21 protein-coding genes and 1 pseudogene are annotated in these 19,746 nt (G+C 64.0%); 5 read left to right on the top strand and 17 right to left on the bottom strand.

What is annotated here, in order from left to right:
- Nucleotides 1-88 precede the first annotated feature (88 nt).
- The 4 genes from arsC to HCN50_RS24340 are packed head-to-tail and all read right to left on the bottom strand — an operon-like array spanning nt 89 to nt 2,063.
- Entirely contained in the window at nt 89-496 is a 408-nt protein-coding gene (gene arsC / locus HCN50_RS24355; RefSeq protein WP_171712424.1) for an arsenate reductase (glutaredoxin), read from the bottom strand.
- Nucleotides 493-1,182, bottom strand: a complete 690-nt coding sequence (locus HCN50_RS24350; protein WP_171712423.1) for an aquaporin — start codon at nt 1,180-1,182, stop codon at nt 493-495. The genes arsC and HCN50_RS24350 overlap by 4 nt, the downstream gene beginning before the upstream one ends.
- A 38-nt stretch (nt 1,183-1,220) precedes the next feature.
- Nucleotides 1,221-1,697 carry an ArsI/CadI family heavy metal resistance metalloenzyme gene (locus tag HCN50_RS24345; protein ID WP_171712422.1) on the bottom strand — a complete coding sequence of 159 codons (477 nt, stop codon included), beginning with the start codon at nt 1,695-1,697 and terminating at the stop codon, nt 1,221-1,223.
- A gap of 12 nt (nt 1,698-1,709) precedes the next feature.
- Nucleotides 1,710-2,063, bottom strand: coding sequence for an ArsR/SmtB family transcription factor (locus HCN50_RS24340; protein ID WP_171712609.1), 354 nt, complete (start codon nt 2,061-2,063; stop codon nt 1,710-1,712).
- A gap of 146 nt (nt 2,064-2,209) precedes the next feature.
- Here HCN50_RS24340 and HCN50_RS24335 point away from each other — a divergent pair, with 146 nt between their 5' ends.
- Entirely contained in the window at nt 2,210-3,367 is a 1,158-nt protein-coding gene (locus HCN50_RS24335) for an MFS transporter (RefSeq protein ID WP_171712421.1), read from the top strand.
- A 91-nt stretch (nt 3,368-3,458) separates the two neighbouring features.
- Here HCN50_RS24335 and HCN50_RS24330 read toward each other — a convergent pair whose 3' ends face one another.
- Both HCN50_RS24330 and HCN50_RS24325 read right to left on the bottom strand, forming a co-directional pair.
- Nucleotides 3,459-4,262, bottom strand: a complete 804-nt coding sequence (locus tag HCN50_RS24330; protein ID WP_376700319.1) for an N-acyl homoserine lactonase family protein — start codon at nt 4,260-4,262, stop codon at nt 3,459-3,461.
- 109 nt (nt 4,263-4,371) lie between these two features.
- Nucleotides 4,372-5,252, bottom strand: a pseudogene (locus HCN50_RS24325) (DMT family transporter).
- A gap of 348 nt (nt 5,253-5,600) precedes the next feature.
- On the opposite strand from HCN50_RS24325, the gene HCN50_RS24320 reads away from it, so the two are divergent.
- The gene (locus HCN50_RS24320) at nt 5,601-5,855 is read left to right on the top strand and encodes a hypothetical protein (protein WP_171712418.1); all 255 of its coding nucleotides are present in this window, start codon (nt 5,601-5,603) and stop codon (nt 5,853-5,855) included.
- Between the two features lie 49 nt (nt 5,856-5,904).
- On the opposite strand, the gene HCN50_RS24315 is transcribed toward HCN50_RS24320, so the two are convergent.
- Nucleotides 5,905-7,134, bottom strand: coding sequence for an MFS transporter (locus HCN50_RS24315; RefSeq protein ID WP_171712417.1), 1,230 nt, complete (start codon nt 7,132-7,134; stop codon nt 5,905-5,907).
- A 10-nt stretch (nt 7,135-7,144) separates the two neighbouring features.
- The gene (locus HCN50_RS24310) at nt 7,145-7,717 is read right to left on the bottom strand and encodes a hypothetical protein (protein ID WP_171712416.1); all 573 of its coding nucleotides are present in this window, start codon (nt 7,715-7,717) and stop codon (nt 7,145-7,147) included.
- 360 nt (nt 7,718-8,077) lie between these two features.
- Between HCN50_RS24310 and HCN50_RS24305 the strand changes: the two genes are divergently transcribed.
- Genes HCN50_RS24305 through HCN50_RS24295 form a run of 3 tightly spaced genes read left to right on the top strand, consistent with a single transcriptional unit; the run spans nt 8,078 to nt 10,587 of the window.
- Nucleotides 8,078-8,896 (top strand): chromate resistance protein ChrB domain-containing protein, encoded by an 819-nt coding sequence (locus HCN50_RS24305; protein ID WP_171712415.1) that lies wholly within the window; start codon nt 8,078-8,080, stop codon nt 8,894-8,896.
- A complete protein-coding gene (gene chrA / locus HCN50_RS24300) occupies nt 8,896-10,293 on the top strand; it encodes a chromate efflux transporter (RefSeq protein WP_171712608.1) in 1,398 nt (465 codons plus the stop codon). The genes HCN50_RS24305 and chrA overlap by 1 nt, the downstream gene beginning before the upstream one ends.
- Nucleotides 10,294-10,353: 60 nt before the next feature.
- Entirely contained in the window at nt 10,354-10,587 is a 234-nt protein-coding gene (locus HCN50_RS24295) for a hypothetical protein (RefSeq protein WP_171712414.1), read from the top strand.
- A gap of 157 nt (nt 10,588-10,744) precedes the next feature.
- Here the strand turns inward: HCN50_RS24295 and HCN50_RS24290 are convergent, their stop codons facing one another.
- The 9 genes from HCN50_RS24290 to HCN50_RS24250 form a co-directional block, all read right to left on the bottom strand.
- Entirely contained in the window at nt 10,745-11,689 is a 945-nt protein-coding gene (locus HCN50_RS24290) for a cation diffusion facilitator family transporter (RefSeq protein ID WP_171712413.1), read from the bottom strand.
- A gap of 238 nt (nt 11,690-11,927) precedes the next feature.
- Nucleotides 11,928-14,183, bottom strand: coding sequence for a DNA topoisomerase IV subunit A (gene parC, locus HCN50_RS24285; protein WP_171712412.1), 2,256 nt, complete (start codon nt 14,181-14,183; stop codon nt 11,928-11,930).
- 196 nt (nt 14,184-14,379) lie between these two features.
- On the bottom strand, nt 14,380-15,132 hold the full coding sequence (recO, locus tag HCN50_RS24280) for a DNA repair protein RecO (RefSeq protein ID WP_171712411.1): 753 nt from the start codon (nt 15,130-15,132) through the stop codon (nt 14,380-14,382).
- Between the two features lie 154 nt (nt 15,133-15,286).
- Nucleotides 15,287-15,667, bottom strand: coding sequence for a hypothetical protein (locus HCN50_RS24275; protein ID WP_171712410.1), 381 nt, complete (start codon nt 15,665-15,667; stop codon nt 15,287-15,289).
- A gap of 39 nt (nt 15,668-15,706) precedes the next feature.
- Entirely contained in the window at nt 15,707-16,636 is a 930-nt protein-coding gene (gene era / locus HCN50_RS24270; RefSeq protein WP_171712409.1) for a GTPase Era, read from the bottom strand.
- Nucleotides 16,626-17,447, bottom strand: coding sequence for a ribonuclease III (gene rnc, locus HCN50_RS24265; RefSeq protein WP_171712408.1), 822 nt, complete (start codon nt 17,445-17,447; stop codon nt 16,626-16,628). Before rnc ends, era begins: the two co-directional genes overlap by 11 nt.
- Nucleotides 17,444-18,202 carry a signal peptidase I gene (gene lepB / locus HCN50_RS24260; RefSeq protein WP_171582013.1) on the bottom strand — a complete coding sequence of 253 codons (759 nt, stop codon included), beginning with the start codon at nt 18,200-18,202 and terminating at the stop codon, nt 17,444-17,446. The genes rnc and lepB overlap by 4 nt, the downstream gene beginning before the upstream one ends.
- Before the next feature lie 282 nt (nt 18,203-18,484).
- On the bottom strand, nt 18,485-18,904 hold the full coding sequence (acpS, locus tag HCN50_RS24255; RefSeq protein ID WP_171712407.1) for a holo-ACP synthase: 420 nt from the start codon (nt 18,902-18,904) through the stop codon (nt 18,485-18,487).
- A complete protein-coding gene (locus HCN50_RS24250) occupies nt 18,901-19,665 on the bottom strand; it encodes a pyridoxine 5'-phosphate synthase (protein WP_171712406.1) in 765 nt (254 codons plus the stop codon). The genes acpS and HCN50_RS24250 overlap by 4 nt, the downstream gene beginning before the upstream one ends.
- Nucleotides 19,666-19,746 lie beyond the last annotated feature (81 nt).

The following is a 19,746-nucleotide window of genomic DNA, read 5'->3' as shown; positions in this document are numbered from 1 at the left end:
TGCGCTGCTTGGCAGGGGGCCGTCCACATATGGGTCCCGGCTCTGCGGCGCACCGCTTCGCGCCGCGCCGCGCCCGGGACACGAGCTCTCAATCCTTGGCGCGCGTCACCGCCTCGCCGTCTTCCTTGACAAAGGAAACGACGGGATTATCGAGCAGGTCGAGCACCAGTTCCGACGGCCGGCACAGCCGCACGCCCTTCGGCGTCACCACGATCGGCCGCTGGATCAGGATCGGATGCTCAAGCATGAAATCGATCAGCTCGTCGTCGCTCCATTTGGGATCGGCGAGGCCGAGCTCGGCATAGGGCGTGCCCTTTTCGCGCAACAGCTCACGCGGCGAGATGCCCAACGCCTTGATCAGTTCGACCAGCCGGGCGCGGCTCGGCGGAGTCTTCAGATACTCGATCACCTCGGGCTCTTCCCCGCTCTGCCGGATCATCGCCAGCGTGTTGCGCGAGGTGCCGCAGGCGGGGTTATGATAGATCGTGACGCTCATGGCTGCGCCTCCTTCGTCGTTTTGCCCGCCCCACCAAGCAGCCAGCCCATGACCAGCAGCGCGACGAGCGCTCCGCCTGTTTCGGCCACGATGAAGCCCGGCAGGTCTGCAGGGCGAATGCCCGAAAACGTATTGGTCATCGAGCGGGCAATGGCAACCGCGGGATTGGCGAACGAGGTGGACGCAGTGAACCAGTAGGCGGCCGTGATGTAGAGCCCGACCAGCCACGGCACGGCAACGACGTTGAACCTGATGCCGCCCAAAATGGTCGCCACTAGCCCAAAGGCGGCGATGCCTTCGGCGAACCATTGTGCGCCGCCGGTCCGCATTTTCAGCGAGGCATCGATCAAGGGCAGCGCGAACATCGCATGAGCGATCATGGTCCCGGCAACTCCGCCAGCAATCTGCGCAACGATATAGAGCAGCGCCTCGCGTGGCACGAGTTCGCGCTTCAGTGCAAACACCAGCGATACCGCAGGATTGAAATGCGCCCCCGAAATCGGGCCGAGAATGGTAATGAGGACGACCAGGATCGCGCCGGTCGGCAGCGTATTCCCGAGCAACGCCAGCGCGACGTCTTTGGTCAAGGTCTCGGCCATGATGCCGGAGCCGACCACGGTCGCGACCAATAGCGCGGCGCCAAGCGCTTCGGCGGCGAGCCGGCGCGGCAGATTGAATTCGGACATTAGCTGGCGTTTCGCAGGTCGGACATCCAACGCACCCCCTACGAGTTGCAGCAGGAGGAAGCGGAAGTGTCCGCGACCTCGGGAACGCAGCACGCGCTCGGCTTCTGATGCGCCACGCGGGCGCCTCGTTCACCGCTGCCATCGCCGTAATCGGTGCTCTCACCGGTCGTGAGGAAGGTTTCCCACGCGACGCCCGCGGGGTCGTCGATCCATGATTTTTCGGACTTGGCATAGCAGCAAACGGTTGCTCCTTGCTCAATGATGTCGCCGCTGGCCCTGTGAAGCCGGGCATAGACTTCCTGCAGCTCTGCGGAGCTCTCGACCTGAATTCCGAGATGATCGAGGCCGATCTGCTTGCCACGTGTCGAGATGGCAAAATTCACCCGGGGATCTTCGAGCATCCACTTGGCGTAGTCGGACTTGACCACCGCGGGTTCGGCGTCGAACAGCGCAGCATAGAAGCCGATCGATCGCGGAAGGTCGTCGACGGCCATATGAATGTGAAGTCGCTTCATGACGTTCTCCTTTCAGACCCTGACTTTGGCGCGCTTGCTGCGTTCAGGCTTGCACAAGGTGACGGGCGCGCAGAGATCAGCGCGACCGCCGCAACAATCCTCGACCAGGAACGAGGTCAGGCTTTGAAGTGCCGCCAAATTCGCGCGGTAGATAATCGAGCGGCTTCTTCGTTCGCTCATCACCAAATCCGCGCGCGCAAGTATCGCAAGGTGCGCCGACATTGTGTTCTGCGGCACGGCAAGGAGCTTTGCGACGTCACCGGCAGCAAGTCCGTCCGGCTCGTGCGCCACCAGCAGCTTGAAGACGCTCATCCGGGTTGACTGGGCGAGCGCGGCAAGGGCGAGTATGGCTTGTTCAGGTTCCATATATCCGGATATATAGATATATGGAACCACAATCAAGCAAAATTGCGCTGATCTCGAATCCTCCCTATTCGATGGATCGCCGAAAGATAAACGGGGTAAACCGGAATGCGGACGACGCCAACAAGAATCAAGATGGCGCATAAGCCATGAGCGGCCGGCAGCTTCCGATCATTCTCGCGCTCGGCACCACCCAAACCCTGGCTTGGGCTTCGAGCTACTACCTGCCCGCGATCCTCGCCGATCCCATCGGACGCGATCTCGGCGTATCCTCGAACTGGATATTTACAGCTTTCTCCGCCTCGTTGGTGCTTTCGGCATTGATAGGCCCACGTGTCGGACGGCGGATCGATCTCGTCGGCGGCCGGTCCGTGCTGTCGATGTCCAATCTGGTGCTGGCGGCGGGATTGGTGCTGCTCGGCTTTAGCACGTCCATTCCCGTGCTGGTGATCGCCTGGCTACTGCTCGGCGTCGGCATGGGCGCGGGCCTCTACGACGCCGCCTTCGCCGCGCTCGGGCGGATCTATGGCGAGGCCGCGCGGCGCTCGATTACCGGGATCACGCTGCTCGCCGGGTTTGCCTCGACCGTCGGCTGGCCGCTGTCCGCCTGGGGGCTGGAGACGATCGGCTGGCGCAACACCTGCTTCGCCTGGGCGGCGGCGCATATCCTGATCGGGCTGCCGATCAATCTGTTGATGCTGCCGGCGGTCAAAGGCGCCAGGGCAGCGGTAGCCGCGGCGGTCAAGCCGCACATCCCGATCGATCGCACCATGATCCTGCTGGCCTTCGTGTTCGCCGCTGCGTGGACCGTCACCGGCGCAATGGCGGCGCATCTACCGCGTCTGATGGAGGCCGCCGGCGCAACCACCACGCAGGCGGTGCTAGCCGGCGCGTTGATGGGGCCTGCGCAGGTGGCCGGGCGGATATTCGAGGCGAGCTTTCTCAGCCGCTACCATCCGCTGGTCTCGACCCGTCTGGCCTGCATCACGCACCCGATCGGCGCCGCCATCCTCGGCTTGGTGGGCGGCGGCGCGGCCAGCGTGTTCGCGATCTTCTACGGCTCCGGCAACGGCATCCTGACCATCGCCCGCGGCACGCTGCCGCTCGCGATCTTCGGGCCGGAGAATTACGGCTACCGTCTCGGCATCATCGGGGCCCCGGCGCGGATGGCGCAGGCCGCCGCGCCGCTGCTGTTCGGTCTGCTGATCGAGGCGATGGGCGCGCGGGTGCTGATCGTCTCCTCCGCGCTCAGCCTCGCGGCCCTCGCGGCGCTGTTCCTGCTGGGTAAGGTATCACCGAAGCCGTGAGGCAGGATGCCGGCTCACCCCCCGGAGCATGATGCTGCTAGTGAAGGACATCAGAAATGCCGCATAATCCGGCGCCGTCAATCAAACCTACTCAATCGTAGAACATGGGCGACATCTTCAGAGTATCGCGTTGCGCCTTGTCGTGGTTGATCCACAATTGCGCTTTTTCCCTGGTCAGCATTTCGGAGAGTTTCTGCATCGAGGCCAGCGTTTGATCCTTGTTGACATTCATGCTGGGAACGCCGCGATTGTCCCAATTGGCTTTGAAATGGACCGCATCGCCGGACAGAATGACGGCACCTGTCTTGGGGAGCTTCACCAGCAATGATTGATGGCCGGGCGTATGCCCGGGCGTGGAAAGAATGGTGACGCTGCCGTCGCCGAACACGTCGTGGTCGCCCTCCAGCTTTGTGACGGGGTGCTCGGGCTTGAATCGCGGCTGGTTATTGGCGGCGGGCCACTCATATTCGGCTTTCTGGACATACAGCATTGTGGCCGGAAACATTTCGACATTGCCGACATGATCGGGGTGCGTGTGGGACACCGCCATGCCCTTGAGATCAGCGGGCTTGACGCCGAGCTCATCGAGCTGGGCGGCGAGCGTCTTCGGCCGGCGCCAGTGCGTCGCCTTCGGATCGGCAGGCGCGAGGCCAGCCGGCATCGCCGCGACTGCATCCGCGATTCCCGTATCCCACAGGAACCAGCCCTGCGCGTGCCTGATCAAGTAGCAATTGTCGACAAAGTCCATCGACTTGCCCTCGTTGACGCCCGGTGACCAGCGCGAGATATCGCCGGCGACGCCCTCGCCGCAATTGAGAATGTAAAGCTTCTCGACGCCCGGACGACCCGTTTGCGCGTGGCCGATATCGACCGAAAGCGCGGCAGACAACAACACTGTGGCAAGGCTGATTGCTCGCTTCACGTTCGTCTCCCCTGGCGATAGTTCCGGCTCTCGAGCCTGGCGGATCAAATCCTAGCTCACGACCTCTCGAAAATCATCGCGACTACGGATTTTTGATCTCCGACGTTGCGATCCATATGCCGCAAACACGGCGACCAGCCCGACCACGAGGTTGGGCGTGATCGGCTCGCCGACGAGCTGGGTGGCACGCAGCGCCGCGGCAACCGGATTGACGGTCATGGTGTTGGCGACCCGCGTCGGCGACGCCCGCTCCAGTGCCAGCACCCACAGGATGAAGGCGAGCGCGCCACCGGCGACGCCGAGATAAAGGCCTGCGATCCATTGCGGCGTCCCGAACTGACCTAAGGCGGTGACACTGCCGGTCAATGACCCCACCAGGATCAGCGCCGCAGCGCCCGTCCCCATGCCGAGCGTGAGGAAGCCAAGCGCGCTGGAGCGCCGGATGAACGGCCGGGACCAGACATTGTAGAACGCCATGCAGAGCACCGCGCCGGTCATGATCAATTCGCCGCGCCACGCGCCCGGCGGCGCGGCCGACAATCCGGTTGCGAGCGCGGCGATGACGCCGAGCACGGCAACGCAGACCCCGATCGATTTCCGTTTCGTCAGCGGCTCGATGCCGAGCAGCGCGCCGACCACCATCATCGTGTGCAGCGGCAGTGTTGCCAGCGCGAGCGAGGCGCGCGCCGCGGTCGTGTACGACATCGCAATGTTGTAGAGGACGAAGAACACGCCGAAGAAAGCGAAGCCGAGTGCGGCGACGGCGGCCCAGTCGGCCCGCTGCGGCCATCGTGCCTTCAGCAGCAGCGCGGCAGGCAGCACACAGCAAAAGCCGATGCCGCAGCGCAGGATGGCGAGCGTGATCGGATCGGTATTGCCGGCGAGGTAGCGCGTGATCGCCGCCGCGCTGCCGCCGAGGCAGCTCGAGACGAGCGCGATCGCGACGCCAACCCACTCGCCCAATGCTGCCCCCATCGCGTTTGCGTGCTCTCGTCTGCCATAATGATTGCAGGATGCGCCATGCGCGATGCCAGCGCAAATGGCGGCAAGTGTCAGCAGAGCGACCGACAATGTGCAGCTTGCGCGTGTGCTTCCGGCTTGAGGTGCGGGACGCCTCAGGCTCGCCGAGCGGCCTGGATTGCGGCTGCGCCATATCGGCCAATTACGCGTCAATCCCTTGGCAAATTTCACTCAATTGTCCCGAAACGACATAGGACGACGTCAAGAAGTTTTTGCCATGAGAAGCTACCGGGACCCAGGTTCTGGTGATTTCGGGGCTCCGATGGGAGCCTTAAGGCTCTGGAATTGGCTATGAAGGAAGCGATCCGCTTACGTGAATTGGAAGCCGAGTGCCGGCAACGCGCGCTCAGCGAACCCGACAAGAAATGGTATTGGCTGGCTCAGGCGGCCAAATACCAGGTGCAGGCAAGCCAGAAGCTGGCCTTTCACTCGGAAGGGAGCGACACGCCCGACACCCCGGAGATCAAGCTGGCGCAATGGTCGCATGAGCGCGACGAGCGACGCGTGATGGACCCCCTCCCCGACGGACGGCGATCGCCCTGGTAATCGCTTGGCGCGACGATAAGGCAAACGGATCGCCACCTCGCGCGACGCGCTAACGTTCCTGCTCTTCCGGCGGCTTGATGTGGCGAAATGAAAACAAGAGCGCCAGGTCGTAGGCGATCTTGAGCGTGCCGCAGACCACCAGCGGTAGTCCCGTAAACGATGTCATCAATAGCGCGCCCGAGATCGCCGGGCTGATCGCCGACGCAAGGCTGCGCGGCACGGCGGTGACGCTGGCGGCCGCGGGCCGCTCGGCCGGCGTCACCACGGCCATGACGTAGGACGTGCGGGTCGGCACGTCCATCTGCGACAGCGCCGAGCGTAACAGCAATAGCCCGAGCGCCACATAGAGGTTCGGCGCGAACGCCGCCAGGATCAGGAAGATGCTGGAGGGAATATGCGTGAACACCATGGTGTTGACGAGGCCGATGCGCCGCGCGATCCAGGCCGCGACCGGATAGGAGAACGCGCTGAGCGTGCTCGACCAGAAGAAAAATAATCCGGCTGCGGACAATGACAGATCGAAGCGCTCGAACAGCCAGAGCACCAGAAGAGACTGCGCGACGAAGCCGCCGGCAAAGGAATCGATGCTGAACAGCGCCGCCAGCTTGTAGACGGTGCGGCGCGAGGGCCCGAGCGGCGCCTGCTGTGCCTTGTCGTCGCCGCGCGCATGCGGCACGTAGCGATAGAGCGCCGCGCAGGCGATGCCGAGCGCGGCATAGGCATAGAACATCAGGCGGAACGCGGCGAGTTTCGTGGCTCCGCCTGCCACGAGGACATCGGGCAACGAGGCCGCGAGCGAGCCTGCCGCGGTGCAGAGCGCGCCGATCAGGCTGTAACGCGCAAATACCTGCGTGCGGCGCTCATCGGTTGCGTTGTGTGCCAGCACCGCGTGCTCGAGCGGCACCAGCATGCCGAGATCGCCGCCGGACGCGTTGATCGTGCCGATGAATGCGACGAGCGCGATGAGCACGAAGTGCTCGACGGCGGGAAAGGCAACGCCGGTGGCCGCCATCAGGCATGCGCCCGATATCAGCAGCGGCCGGAGATCATGGCGCGGCGCGATCCAGCCGGTGATCAGCGTCAGCAGTGCCGTGCCGAGCAGCGACGCCGTCGCCACGACGCCGACGGCAATGGCGTCGTAGCCGAGCGCCGTCATGTAGGCCGGCAGGATGATGACGGCAAAACCGTCGCCGAAGCCGCGCAGGCCGCGCGCGACATAGAGCAGCCGGATCAGCGCGTTTCCGATCGAAGCCTTCGGTTCGGTCGCAATACTCGTCATCCCGGCATCCTCATGGCAAGGCGGTGACCGTTACCTGATCGAAGCGCGTGACGCTGTCGGCCTTGGTCCACAGCGCAACGCCGCCTGAATTCTTAAAAGTATCATCCGTGACCTCAAACAGCACCGCTCCGTCATAGCTTACCGTGAACCGGCGGCCCTCCGCGCGCAGGGCAAGCACGTGCCATTCGTTCGAGGTCACGCGAATGTTGGACGTGCCGAGCTGCTGCCGACGGCCGGCGACCACCCGATAGAAGCGGACGTTGTGCTCGAGCGCGTTGGCGCGGGCCACATAGTAATTGTTGGCATCCGCAAGCCGCACGACGATGCCGCCGGCCTGGTCGATCCTGCCCGCAATGGGCTTGAAGCGGACCTGCATGATCAGATCCTTCGCCGAGAAGCTCTCATGGATAGCAAGCGGAAAGCGATAGTCGGTGCGGTCGGTGCTCTGCTGCTCGATGGCGCGGCCTGCTTTGGCCGTGGGATCGGCGACAACGCTCCATTTGCCCTCCGGACCCTGGCCGGTTCGCGCAAACGAGAAGCCGGCCGGCGGGGAACCAATGGTCATGCGATCGATAACAATCATGACGGCTTCTCCTGCCGCAGATGCCGGAAGTCCAGCGCATGACAGGACGGCCGCGGCGAGCGCGACGCGCAATGTTGATATGATGGAATAAAAAATCGGCCCTGAACCATCCATGTGCGCTTCTCCCGACACGTCGGGTGTGCGCAGAGCTTGGACGATGGGCCGTCTGACGGGGAGCCTGCTTTGTCCCCGGTGAATGCAGATTAGGCCCGAATGCGGACGGGCGCAAGCACGAGCGCGAGACCCCGTTGACAGCGAAAGCGCCAGGCAGTTAATTCGAGCCATGGGGATTATTGCGATCTCCCCACGAGGCGACATGCCCAAGTATCGCGTCCCGTTTCTTTTGACGAGGGCGCAGCCATGTCATCCTACACCACGATATCTCCCGACAAGCTTTCCCGGTTGATCGGCACGGCGAACAGGCCTGCCCTGATCGACGTTCGCACCGACGAGGATTTCGCCGCCGACCCGCGGCTGATTCCCGGCGCGGTCAGGCGTAACCATGAGCAGGCCGCCGACTGGGGCGAAGAGTTTTCCGGCCAATCGGCCATCGTCGTCTGCCTGCGCGGCCAGAAACTGGCGCAGGGCACCGCCGCCTGGCTGCGGCATCTCGACGTCGCGGCCGAGGCGCTCGACGGCGGTTTTGAAGGCTGGAAGGCGGCCAAGCTGCCGCTGGTGCCCGCAGAAAAACTGCCGGCGCGTGACGCAAATGGCCGCACCGTCTGGGTCACGCGCGCGCGGCCAAAGATCGACCGCATCGCCTGCCCCTGGCTGATCCGCCGGTTCGTCGATCCGAATGCGGTGTTCCTGTTCGTCACGCCGGCGGAGGTGCTCGCGGTCGGCGAGCGCTTCAACGCCGCCCCCTTCGATGTCGAGAATGTGTCTTGGAGCCACCGCGGCGAGTTCTGCACCTTCGACGTCATGGTCGAGGAATTTGGCCTGGCGACGCCGCCCTTGCTGCGGCTGGCGGCGATGGTGCGCGGCGCCGACACTGGAAGGCTTGATCTGTCGCCGGAGGCGCCCGGCCTGCTTGCTGCTTCCCTCGGCCTGTCGCGCATGTTCGATGACGATCTCGAACAGCTCGAAGCGGGCATGACGCTGTACGACGCATTCTACCGCTGGTGCCGCGACGCGACCAGCGAGACCCACAATTGGCCAACCAACAAGGCGAAATCGTAATGGAAGCGACGATCGACAAGGCGGCCGAAGCCGGTGCCAGCCGGGAAGCTGGTCACGGCATCAGCTTCGGCGAGGCCTTTCGGGTCTGGCTGCGGGTTGCCGCACTCAGTTTCGGTGGCCCGGCCGGGCAGATCGCGGTGATGCACCGTATCCTGGTCGAGGAGAAGAACTGGATCTCCGAGAGCCGGTTCTTGCATGCGCTGAACTACTGCATGCTGTTGCCGGGCCCCGAGGCGCAGCAGTTGGCAACCTATATCGGCTGGCTGTTGCACCGGACCGCCGGCGGCATCATGGCCGGCGGCCTCTTCATCCTGCCCGGCATCATCGCCATTATGGGCTTGAGTTACATCTACGCCGCCTACGGCAATGTCGGCCTCGTCGAGGCGGTGTTCTTCGGGTTGAAGGCCGCGGTGCTGGCGATCGTCGTGCATGCCGTCGTCCGCGTCGGCAAGCGCGCACTGCGCAACCGCGTGATGATTGCGCTGGCGGCGATCGCGTTCGTCGCGATCTTCTTTTTCGGGGTGCCGTTTCCACTGATCATTGTCGCCGCCGCCTCCATCGGCTTCGTCGGTGCCCGGCTTGGCAGGCCGGAATTCGCGGCTCTGGAACATGGCGGAAAGAATTCTGCCATGATCGACAGCATGCTCGGCGAAGGGATTCCCGAACATGTCCGACCGAACACGTCGCGCATGCTGCGGATCTTGGCGGTCTGGCTAGCCATCTGGCTCGTTCCCGTCTTCGCGTTCCTCATTGCGCTGGGACCGAACGATGTCTTCAGCCAAATCGCGATCTTCTTCAGCAAAATGGCGATGGTGACATTCGGCGGAGCCTACGCCGTGCTGGCCTACGTCGCGCAGCAGGCCGCCGAATACTACCACTGGGTCACACCGCGGGAGATGCTCGACGGCCTCGGAATGGCGGAGACCACGCCCGGACCTCTCATCATGGTCGTCCAGTTCGTCGGCTTCATGGCTGCATTCCGCGAGGCGAGCGGGCTGTCGCCCATGCTCGCCGGCACGCTCGGCGGGTTGCTGGCGACCTGGGTGACCTTCGCACCCTGCTTCCTCTGGATCTTCGTCGGGGCGCCCTACATCGAGGCGCTGCGAGGCAACAAGGCGCTCGCCGGCGCGCTCTCGGCGATCACCGCGGCGGTCGTCGGCGTGATCCTCAATCTGTCGATCTGGTTCGCGCTACACACCGTGTTCCGGCAGGCCTTTCCGGTTCAAGGATTCGGTCTGTCGTTCGACGCGCCCGTGCTGGCCAGCATCGACCTGCCGGCGCTCGTCCTGTCGATCGCGGCGGCAACCGCAATCTTCCGCTTCAACATCGGGATGCTCGTCGTTCTGGCCGCTTCATGCGTCACGGGCATCCTGCTGCGATCTGTTGGCGTCATCTAGGGGAACACTACGGACTGGACCGGCCTTCACCTGGGCAGGGATATCACCAGGAGCAAGAGCATGCGCAAACGGACGATCTTCCACACAACCATCTGGCTGGCGATCGCGGCGGGATTATCACCCGTTTATGCCCTGACGCAGGAGGAACTCATCGCCAAGATTCAGGCGGCTGGCTACTCGCAGGTCAGCGACATCAAGTCGACGGCCGAAGGTACCACCGCCAAGGCGATGAAGGACGGCAAGGAAGTGCGGCTCGTCGTCGATAGCAGCGGCCAGATCAAGGAGCGAAAGTGAGGCTTCCTGGAACGCAGACACGCGCCAATCGTCGGCGTCGGCGCCTGCCTCTTCGCGACCGGCGGAAGACTTGGTTGCGTAGGATGGGTGAAGCGATATCCATCTTCGCGCGGCGGAGGGATTGAGGGTTTCGCTGCGCTCTACCCATCCTACGGAACTACACCCGTTCGGCGGGCGCCAGCTTGCAGACGGCGGGATCGACTTCGATCTGCAACGTGCTGTGATGGATGTTGAAGCGGTGCGAGAGTTCTTCGCAGACGCCATGCAGGAACGCGTCGTCGCTCCCTCCGGGCCGCACCAGATGCGCGGTCAGCGCGGTTTCGTTGGTGCTCATCGCCCAGACGTGGAGATCATGCACCTCGGAGACGCCCTCCAGCCCGGCGAGATAGTCCCGCACCTGCGCCAGATCGATGCCGCGCGGCACGCCGTCGAGCGCGAGATTGACGCTGTCGCGCGCCAGCCCCCATCCGCTCCAGAACACCACGGCCGCGATGACAAGGCTGATGGCGGGATCAAGCCACAGCCATCCCGTCATCATGATGATGAGCGCCGCAACCACCACGCCGAGCGAGACGCCAGCATCGGCTGCCATGTGCAGATAGGCGCCCCGAATGTTGAGATCGCCGTGACGGCCGCGCATGAATAGCAGCGCGGTGAAGCCGTTGACGGCGACACCCAGCGCGGCGACCGGCACGACGGTCCAGCCCGCAACCGGCGCCGGGCTGTACAGCCGGTTGACCGCTTCGACGACGATGCCGCCGACCGCAACCAGCAGCAGGCCGGCATTGAACAGCGCCGCCAGGATCGAGGCGCGGCGATAGCCATAGGTGTGCCGATGCGTCGGCTTTCTCTCGGCGAGCCACGCCGCGCCCCACGCCAGCAGTAGCGCGATCACGTCGGAGAGATTGTGAACGGCATCCGAAATCAGGGCCAGCGAATTGGCGGCATAGCCGAAGATCAGCTCGGCAATGACGAACGCCGTGTTGAGCGAGGCGCCGATCGCGAATGCCCAGCCAAAGCTATCGGGCGCATGGCTGTGGCCGGCGTGGCCGCGCGAATGACCATGCCCATGGGAGTGGTTGTGGTGGTGATCGTGCGCCATTCCGCCTCGTCCGGTTCGGCGACTTATATAGCGCGCGGAATTTCGAATACTATTACGGTGAGGAGATACGGTCGTACGGCTAGCTCCGCCGTCGTCCCTGCCTTGACGGGACTCATAACCGCCGCTGTCCGACCATTGAAGCGAGATGGAGCTTCAGCGAAGGCTAATCACAAATGGCTGTGGTTATGGGTCCCTGCTTTCGCATGCGTTCGCAGGGAGGACGGCAACCACCTCACCGCTACTCCACGCCGCGCAAAAACTTGTTCGACTTCGGCAAACCGTGCGCGAGACGGCCGGCATCGGCGCGGTTGCCGCGCCAGTCGGCCAGGTCCTTGGCGCTCATGCTCTGCTCGCGGCCTGCGGAATCCTTCCAGGTCAGGCCCGCCTTGAACTCGAACACCGCGACGTCGGAGAGTTTCGCGCTGGAATATTTCTGCAAACGCACGCCGCGGCCGCGCGCCATCTCCGGCACCTGGTCGAGCGGGAACAGCACCATCTTGTGATTGGTGCCGATCGCAGCAACCGTATCGCCCTGCACGGTCGCAATCGCGCAGGCCTCGGCCGGCATGCTGACGTTGAGAACCTGCTTGCCCTTGCGGGTGTTGCTGACGCAATCCTCTTCCTTGACCACAAAACCCTGCCCCTCGCTGCTCGCGATCAGGAACTTGCGCTCGCCCTTGTTGACGAACAGCGAGACGATCGCCGCGTCCTGCTCGAGGTCGATGAACATGCGGATCGGCTCGCCATGGCCGCGGCCGCCGGGCAGCTTGGCGACGTCGAGCGAGTAGAACTTACCGTTGGTCGCGAACAGCAGGAGCTTCGACGTGGTTTCGGCGAAGAAGGCGTGGTCGAGCTTGTCGTCGGTCTTGAACGCAAGGCCCGAGATATCCTCGACGTGGCCCTTGAGCGTTCGCACCCAGCCCTTTTCCGAGATCACGACCGTCACCGGCTCGCGCTCGACGAAAGCCTCCTCGATCGCGGCGAGATCATGCTCGGGCGCGTCGGCGAATTGCGTGCGGCGCTTGCCGAGCGGCGTCTTCGGTCCAAAAATGTCGCGGACCTTGCGGACCTGCTCGCCGACCTTGGACCATTGCTCGGCTTCGGAGCCGAGCAGCGATTTGATGCCCTTCAATTCGTTGCGGAGGTTCTTGTCCTCGGTGCGGATTTCGAACTCTTCCAGCTTGCGCAAGGAGCGCAGGCGCATGTTGAGGATGGCGTCGGCCTGGATGTCCGTCAGCTTGAACGCCTTGATCAGCGCCGGCTTCGGCTCGTCCTCGGTGCGGATGATCTTGATCACCTTGTCGATGTTCAGATAGGCGATCAGATAACCGCCGAGGATTTCGAGCCGGTTCTCGATCTGGGTCTTGCGGTAGTTGGAGCGGCGTACCAGCACGTCGCGCAGATGGTCGAGCCATTCGCGCAAACATTCCGCAAGCCCCACCACCTTCGGGATCTTGCCCTTGATCAGCACGTTGAGGTTCAGCGAAATCTTGCTTTCGAGCTCGGTGAGCCGGAACAAGGATTCCATCATCAGCGCCGGATCGACCGCGCGGGATTTCGGCTCGATCACGAGGCGAATGTCTTCGGCCGACTCGTCCCTGACGTCGCCGACCAGCGGCAGCTTCTTCTCGTTCAGGAGCTCGGCGATCTTCTCGACCAGCCGGGACTTCTGCACCAGCCACGGAATCTCGGTGATGACCACGACCCAGGTGCCGCGGGCGCCCTCTTCCTGGATCCACTTTGCGCGGGTGCGGAACGAGCCGCGGCCGGTCGTGTAGGCCTCCGCGATGCTTTCCTTGGAATCGATGACAATGCCGCCGGTCGGGAAATCCGGACCCTTGACCCATCTCAGGAGCGACTTGGATTTCGCTTCGGGCTTGTCGATCAGATGCAGCGCGGCGTCGCAGAGTTCGGCGACGTTGTGCGGCGGGATCGAGGTCGCCATGCCGACTGCAATGCCCTGCGCGCCGTTGGCGAGCAGGTTCGGAAAGCCGCCGGGCAGAACCACCGGCTCCTTGCTCTGGCCGTCGTAATTGGCGCGGAACTCGACGCCGTCCTCGTCGATGCCGTCCAGGAGCAGCCGCGCGACCTCGGTCATGCGCGCTTCGGTGTAACGGTAGGCGGCCGGGTTATCGCCGTCGATATTGCCGAAATTGCCCTGGCCGTCGACCAGCGGATAGCGCGAGGCGAAATCCTGGGCGAGACGCACCATGGCGTCGTAGATCGCCTGGTCGCCATGCGGATGGAACGAGCCCATCACGTCGCCGACGATCTTGGCCGACTTCTTGAACGGCGAGCCGGGGTCAAGCCTGAGCAGGCGCATGCCGTAGAGAATGCGCCGGTGCACCGGCTTCAGCCCGTCGCGGGCGTCCGGCAGAGCGCGGTGCATGATGGTCGAGAGAGCATAGGCGAGATAGCGCTCTTCCAGCGCATCGCGCAGCATCACCTCGTGGATTTCGGCCGGTTCTTCCGGCGGTAGCTGTCGTTTTCCCATGGAGAGGCGTTAAACTTTTGCGGTGAATCGGGCAAGCCGCGAATGGGGCCGCGTTTTCTGACGTCGTCCCTGCGAACGCAGGGGCCCATAACCACAAGCGTTTGTGGCAAAAAATGGCTCAGGCCACAGCTTCAATCGAAGGGCTGCAGCGTATGGCTCCCTCCGTTCGCAGGGACGACGGTGTGGAGGGATCCGCTCAAGCCGACGAGCTGATTCGCGCGCGACGCCGAGTCACCGCGTTGATGAACCCGTCCCTGGCGTCGGAATGGCCCTGCCCGCGCGGTTCCAGCACGTGGCGGAGCAGGAACAGACCGGTCAGCCGAAAGCCATCCTGCAGGTCCTGGTCCGACCAGTCGTTCGCCCCTCCCTCGCCTTCGCGCAGGAAGGCCGGCAGCCGCAGCAGCCGGTCGCGGTAGGGCTCGCCAGCCCGCCGCGAGACCGCTCCGCCGGATTTGGGCGAGACGTAGATCAGGTCCGTGGTCTCGCCGGTAGCGGCGCAGTTTTCCAGATCAAGGCCGAAACCGAGTTCAGCCAGCATCGCAAGTTCGAACCGGATGAGGTGGGCCGCCGCGCCGCCGGCATCCTCGAAGTCGTCGAGCGTCCGGTCGAGCATCTCGAAGATGTCCCCGTGCGGGTCGCGCTCGGGCAGCAGGCGGGCCAGCGAGGCCAGATGGGTGACCCCATAAACGGCGTGGGAGGACGAAAGCAGCGTCGCCGCGCGCAGCCGGGTACCCTCGATGGCATAGGTGCCGAGATGCTCGTCGAGCCGCGCCCGCCACACCGCGGTGACGCTGTTGCCGGGCTGCAGCAGCGGCCGCATCCGCGACGAGGCCCCGCCGCGCACCAGGCCGAGATGACGGCCATGCTCGCGTGTCAGCAGCTCGACAATGGCGGAGGATTCGCCATGCCGCCGCACCCCCAGCACGATGCCTTCGTCGGTCCATTCCATGGGCGGGAGTTTACAGCATTTGGGTGGAGAGCGCAGCGGTCTCTCCGTTCGTCATTCCGGGGCGATGCAAAGCATCGAACTATGGTGCGCAATTGCGCACCTGAGAATCTCGAGATTCCGGGTTCGCTTCGCGCCCCGGAATGACTGCAACAAATCACGCGTTGAACCAGCCCACCGCGTCGCCGGTGAAGGAGAAGTACAGCCCCGCCGCGGTCAGCGCGCAGGAAATCACCTCGATGCCGCTGTCGAACTGAAGGCCCTTCTCGCCGATGATCTGCACCAGCGAAATCACCGACAGCACCAGGGCTCCCGTCAGCACCCAGCGCGGCCAGTTCTTGCGGTGCTCGGCGGCGAGCCGGACGAAATAGACCAGCAGCAGGATCAGCCCGGCCGCCATCAGCGTTCCGGTGTTGATCATCTGCTCCGTCATCTTCGCCGTCGGCGTGCGGTCCTGGAACGCCACCGACACCGCATCCAGCGTCAACGACAGATACAGCAAAACCTCAAACCACAGCACGTTTCTTGGTAGGGTCATCGGGCTTGTTCTTTGTTATTGCGCCTGAGTGCTGGCTGATCATTCCTTGGGAAATTCCAGTCCCATTTCCCTATAGCGATCGGGATCGTCGCCCCAGTTCTCGCGCACCTTGACGAACAGGAACAGGTGCACGGGCACGCCCAGGATCTCCGCGATCTCTTTGCGCGAATCCGCGCCGATCGACTTGATGGTGGCGCCGCCCTTGCCGAGCACGATCTTGCGCTGGCTTTCGCGCTCGACAAAAATCGTCTGCTCAATCCGGACCGACTTGTCCTTGCGCTCGGTCCAGGTGTCGGTCTCGACGGTCGATTGATACGGCAGTTCCTGATGGAGCTGACGGTAGATCTTTTCCCGGGTGATCTCCGCCGCCAGATGCCGCAGCGGCGCATCCGACATCTGGTCCTCCGGATAGTGGAACGGTCCCGGCGGCACGCTCTTCGCCAATGTCTTGCGCAGGTCATCGACGCCGTCGCCCTGCAGTGCCGAGATCATGAAGGTGTGGTCGAACTTCATGCGCTCGTTGGCGGCCTCCGCCAGCGCCAAAAGCTTTTCGCGCGGGATCAGGTCGATCTTGTTCAGCACCAGGATTTTCGGGTGCGCGACCGTCGCGAGCTTGCCCAGGATCGCGTCGGCCTCCTCGTCGATTCCGGCCTTGGCGTCGAGCAGCACGCAGACGAGGTCGGCGTCATGGGCGCCGCTCCAGGCGGTGGAAACCATGGCGCGGTCCAGTCTCCGCTTCGGCGAGAAGATGCCGGGCGTATCGACCAGAATAATTTGCGCATTGTCCTCAACTACGATGCCGCGGATCAGGGCGCGGGTCGTCTGCACCTTGCGCGAGACGATGGTGACCTTGGAGCCGACCAGCGCGTTGACCAGCGTCGACTTGCCGACATTGGGGGCGCCGATCAGCGCGACGAAACCGCAGCGGGTCTCGGCAGGCGCGGTGGCGGGCGAAGATTCAACTGTCATTGCTGCCGCCGCCGACGCCTTCGCGTTCGATCATCACGGAGGCGGCAACCTTCTCGGCGGCGCGCTTGGAGCCGCCGATACCTTCGGCGGGCGCCAGCCCCGGCAGATCGACGGCGACGCGGAATTGTGGGTCGTGATGCGGCCCGGTGCGCTCGATCTCGCGGTAGACCGGCGTCGGCAATCCCTTGCTCTGGGCCCATTCCTGCAACACCGTCTTGGGATCGCGCAGCGGCCGGCGGGGTTTGCGCATCCGCTCCGTCCAGTTACGCTCGACGAATTGCGACGCCGCCGCATAGCCGCCGTCAAGATAGATCGCCCCGATCACCGCCTCGCAGATATCGCCGAGCACGGATTTGCGCAGCCGCGCGCCCGCCCCCGCGCCCACCGCGCCGAGCTTGATGTCGTCGAGCAGGCCGAGCGATTTTGCGACGTCCGCGCAGCTTTCCTTGCGCACGAGATCGGCGAGGCGTTTCGACAATTCGCCCTCGTCGGCCCGCGGGTAGGCACGGTACAGCATGTCGGAGATGATCAGCCCGAGCACATGGTCGCCGAGGAATTCGAGGCGCTGATAGCTGTCGGCGCGATGGCGGGTCGCAGGCTTCAGGGCCGAAACGTGCGTAAAGGCGGTCGTCAACAGCGCGGGATCGGAGAATGTGTAGCCGATGCGCCCCTCGATCGCGGCCGCGGCCGCCTTGGCTGCAGCCTTGCCGCGCTTCTTCTTTTTAGGCGCGGTCGCGACGGCGGCGTCAGTCTGCTGTCCCGCCTCGTCTGGGGTCGCAGTGTCAGGAATGATTGCTGTCTCGTCGTTCATCGCACGATAGTGAATAGGCGATTCCAGCGCACGGCTGTCGGCCAGCGCCAGAACATCCAGGCATGCTCGCCCTCGGCAATCGAGAAGAAGATCATCTGCGCCCGGCCGACGATGTTCTCGAACGGCACATAACCGACCGCCGACAGCACCCGGCTGTCGGTCGAATTGTCGCGGTTGTCGCCCATCATGAAGAAATGGCCGGGGGGCACGGTATAGACGTTGGTGTTGTCGTAGAAGCCGTTATCGACGCAATCGAGCGATTCATAGCTGACGCCGTTCGGCAGCGTTTCCTTCCAGCGCTTGACGCGCGCGGTGGCGTCGGAACCGCAGGGGTCCTCGCCGATAAAGTCGGAAAGCCGTTCGCGCTTGACCGGCTTGTCGTTGATGTAGAGCAGGCCTTCGCGCATCTGGATGCGGTCGCCCGGCAGGCCGATCACCCGCTTGATGTAATCGGTGGAATCGTCCTTCGGCAGGCGGAATACCACGATATCGCCGCGGTTCGGCTCCGAGCCGAAGATGCGGCCCGAAAACAAGGGCGGCGACAACGGAATCGAATAGTGGCTATAGCCGTAGGAATATTTCGAGACGAACAGGTAGTCGCCGACCAGAAGCGTCGCCTTCATCGATCCCGAGGGGATGTTGAAGGGCTGGAACAGGAAGGTGCGGATCACAAGCGCGATCAGGAGAGCGTGAATGACGACGCGGATGGTTTCACCCAAGCCGCTTTCAGATTTTGTCCCGGATGTCACGCTCATCGCTTTCCCAATTCCAGCGGGTCCGCCCGCACGGTGGCAGAGCGTTTTCCGCACGCGAATCGCCTGGTACGTTCGCGTCAGGAAAACGGTCTAGATAACTGATGTTGAGAGCTAATTCCGGCGCTAACCGGAATCGGCCCTGGCTCGAAAACGTCGTTGGCGGCGTTTTTAGACGGTTGTTGGTGGGCGCGCAATCAAGCGCCTTGTCAAAACTTCATAATCTATTGATAAATCAACGATTTTTAGTTTTACCCGCTTCCCCGGCGCCAACGCCTGCGCGGCTCATGATTTGCCGGGTGCGACCGCCGAAATTATGACGAAGGCCTGCGCCAGCGGCCAGTCGTCGGTGATCGACAGATCGATCCGCGCCTCAAACCCCTCCGGCGTCAACGCTTCCAGCCGGGCCAGCGCGCCGCCGGTGAGTTTCATGGTCGGCCGGCCCCCCGGCAGGTTTACCACGCCCATGTCCCGCCACCACACGCCACGCCTAATGCCGGTGCCGAGCGCCTTGGAACAAGCCTCCTTGGCGGCGAATCGCTTGGCATAGGTCGCAACCACCATCTTTTCGCTGTTGGCGCGGCGCGCCGCCTTGGCGCGCTCGGCGTCGGTGAAGATGCGGTCGAGGAAGCGGTCGCCGTGGCGTTCGATCACCTTGGCGACCCTGGTGATGTCGACCAGGTCGGAGCCGACGCCGATAATCATGGCGGGCTCGCGATTTTCTGGCGGCCGCGGTCCATCGCGGCCCGCATCTGCCGCACGGTCTCGCCGAGGCCGACGAACAGCGCCTCCCCCATCATGAAGTAGCCGATGTTGAGTTCGGCGATCTCGGGCAGCGCCGAAATCGTCTCCGCCGTCTGGTAATCGAGCCCATGGCCGGCATGGACTTCCAGCCCCGCGGCGCGCGCCAGGGCGGCGCCCTCGACGATGCGCTGCCATTCCGCCTCGGCCTTATCAGCGTGACCATCGACCACCGCATCGCACCAGCCGCCGGTGTGGATCTCGATCACGGGCGCGCGCAGCCTTGCCGCCATCTCGATCTGGTTGGGGTCGGCCGCGATGAACAGCGACACCCTGATGCCGGCATCGTTGAGCCGCGCGATGAACGGCGCCAGCGCATTGTGCTGGCCGACGACGTCGAGCCCGCCCTCGGTGGTGAGCTCTTCACGCCGCTCCGGCACCAGGCATACGGCATGGGGCTTGGTCGCCAGCGAGATCCGCAGCATGTCCTCGGTCGCCGCCATCTCGAAATTCAGGGGCTTCGATATCTCGGCCTTCAGCCGCGCCATGTCGCTGTCGCGGATGTGGCGGCGGTCCTCACGCAGATGCGCGGTGATGCCGTCGGCGCCCGCCTCGATCGCCAGCAGTGCCGCGCGCACCGGATCCGGCCGCGCGCCGCCCCGCGCGTTGCGCAAGGTGGCGACGTGATCGACATTGACGCCGAGGCGTAACGAGGGAACGGGCATGACTGGACTCACATGCAAGCTTACGGGCGACTTCGATAGCACAGAACGTCATGCACGGGCTCGACCCGCGCATCCATCTTC

Origin of the sequence: Bradyrhizobium archetypum (assembly GCF_013114835.1) — a bacterium.
Classification (GTDB): domain Bacteria; phylum Pseudomonadota; class Alphaproteobacteria; order Rhizobiales; family Xanthobacteraceae; genus Bradyrhizobium; species Bradyrhizobium archetypum.
This window is presented reverse-complemented; position numbering and strand designations above follow the sequence as displayed.

Coding starts and splice junctions, on each gene's coding strand:
- arsC (WP_171712424.1), bottom strand. CDS start 496: ATGAGCGTCACGATCTATCATAACCCCGCCTGCGGCACCTCGCGCAAC.
- HCN50_RS24350 (WP_171712423.1), bottom strand. CDS start 1,182: ATGTCCGAATTCAATCTGCCGCGCCGGCTCGCCGCCGAAGCGCTTGGC.
- HCN50_RS24345 (WP_171712422.1), bottom strand. CDS start 1,697: ATGAAGCGACTTCACATTCATATGGCCGTCGACGACCTTCCGCGATCG.
- HCN50_RS24340 (WP_171712609.1), bottom strand. CDS start 2,063: ATGGAACCTGAACAAGCCATACTCGCCCTTGCCGCGCTCGCCCAGTCA.
- HCN50_RS24335 (WP_171712421.1), top strand. CDS start 2,210: ATGAGCGGCCGGCAGCTTCCGATCATTCTCGCGCTCGGCACCACCCAA.
- HCN50_RS24320 (WP_171712418.1), top strand. CDS start 5,601: ATGAAGGAAGCGATCCGCTTACGTGAATTGGAAGCCGAGTGCCGGCAA.
- HCN50_RS24315 (WP_171712417.1), bottom strand. CDS start 7,134: ATGACGAGTATTGCGACCGAACCGAAGGCTTCGATCGGAAACGCGCTG.
- HCN50_RS24310 (WP_171712416.1), bottom strand. CDS start 7,717: ATGATTGTTATCGATCGCATGACCATTGGTTCCCCGCCGGCCGGCTTC.
- HCN50_RS24305 (WP_171712415.1), top strand. CDS start 8,078: ATGTCATCCTACACCACGATATCTCCCGACAAGCTTTCCCGGTTGATC.
- chrA (WP_171712608.1), top strand. CDS start 8,896: ATGGAAGCGACGATCGACAAGGCGGCCGAAGCCGGTGCCAGCCGGGAA.
- HCN50_RS24295 (WP_171712414.1), top strand. CDS start 10,354: ATGCGCAAACGGACGATCTTCCACACAACCATCTGGCTGGCGATCGCG.
- HCN50_RS24290 (WP_171712413.1), bottom strand. CDS start 11,689: ATGGCGCACGATCACCACCACAACCACTCCCATGGGCATGGTCATTCG.
- parC (WP_171712412.1), bottom strand. CDS start 14,183: ATGGGAAAACGACAGCTACCGCCGGAAGAACCGGCCGAAATCCACGAG.
- recO (WP_171712411.1), bottom strand. CDS start 15,132: ATGGAATGGACCGACGAAGGCATCGTGCTGGGGGTGCGGCGGCATGGC.
- HCN50_RS24275 (WP_171712410.1), bottom strand. CDS start 15,667: ATGACCCTACCAAGAAACGTGCTGTGGTTTGAGGTTTTGCTGTATCTG.
- era (WP_171712409.1), bottom strand. CDS start 16,636: ATGACAGTTGAATCTTCGCCCGCCACCGCGCCTGCCGAGACCCGCTGC.
- rnc (WP_171712408.1), bottom strand. CDS start 17,447: ATGAACGACGAGACAGCAATCATTCCTGACACTGCGACCCCAGACGAG.
- lepB (WP_171582013.1), bottom strand. CDS start 18,202: ATGAGCGTGACATCCGGGACAAAATCTGAAAGCGGCTTGGGTGAAACC.
- acpS (WP_171712407.1), bottom strand. CDS start 18,904: ATGATTATCGGCGTCGGCTCCGACCTGGTCGACATCACCAGGGTCGCC.
- HCN50_RS24250 (WP_171712406.1), bottom strand. CDS start 19,665: ATGCCCGTTCCCTCGTTACGCCTCGGCGTCAATGTCGATCACGTCGCC.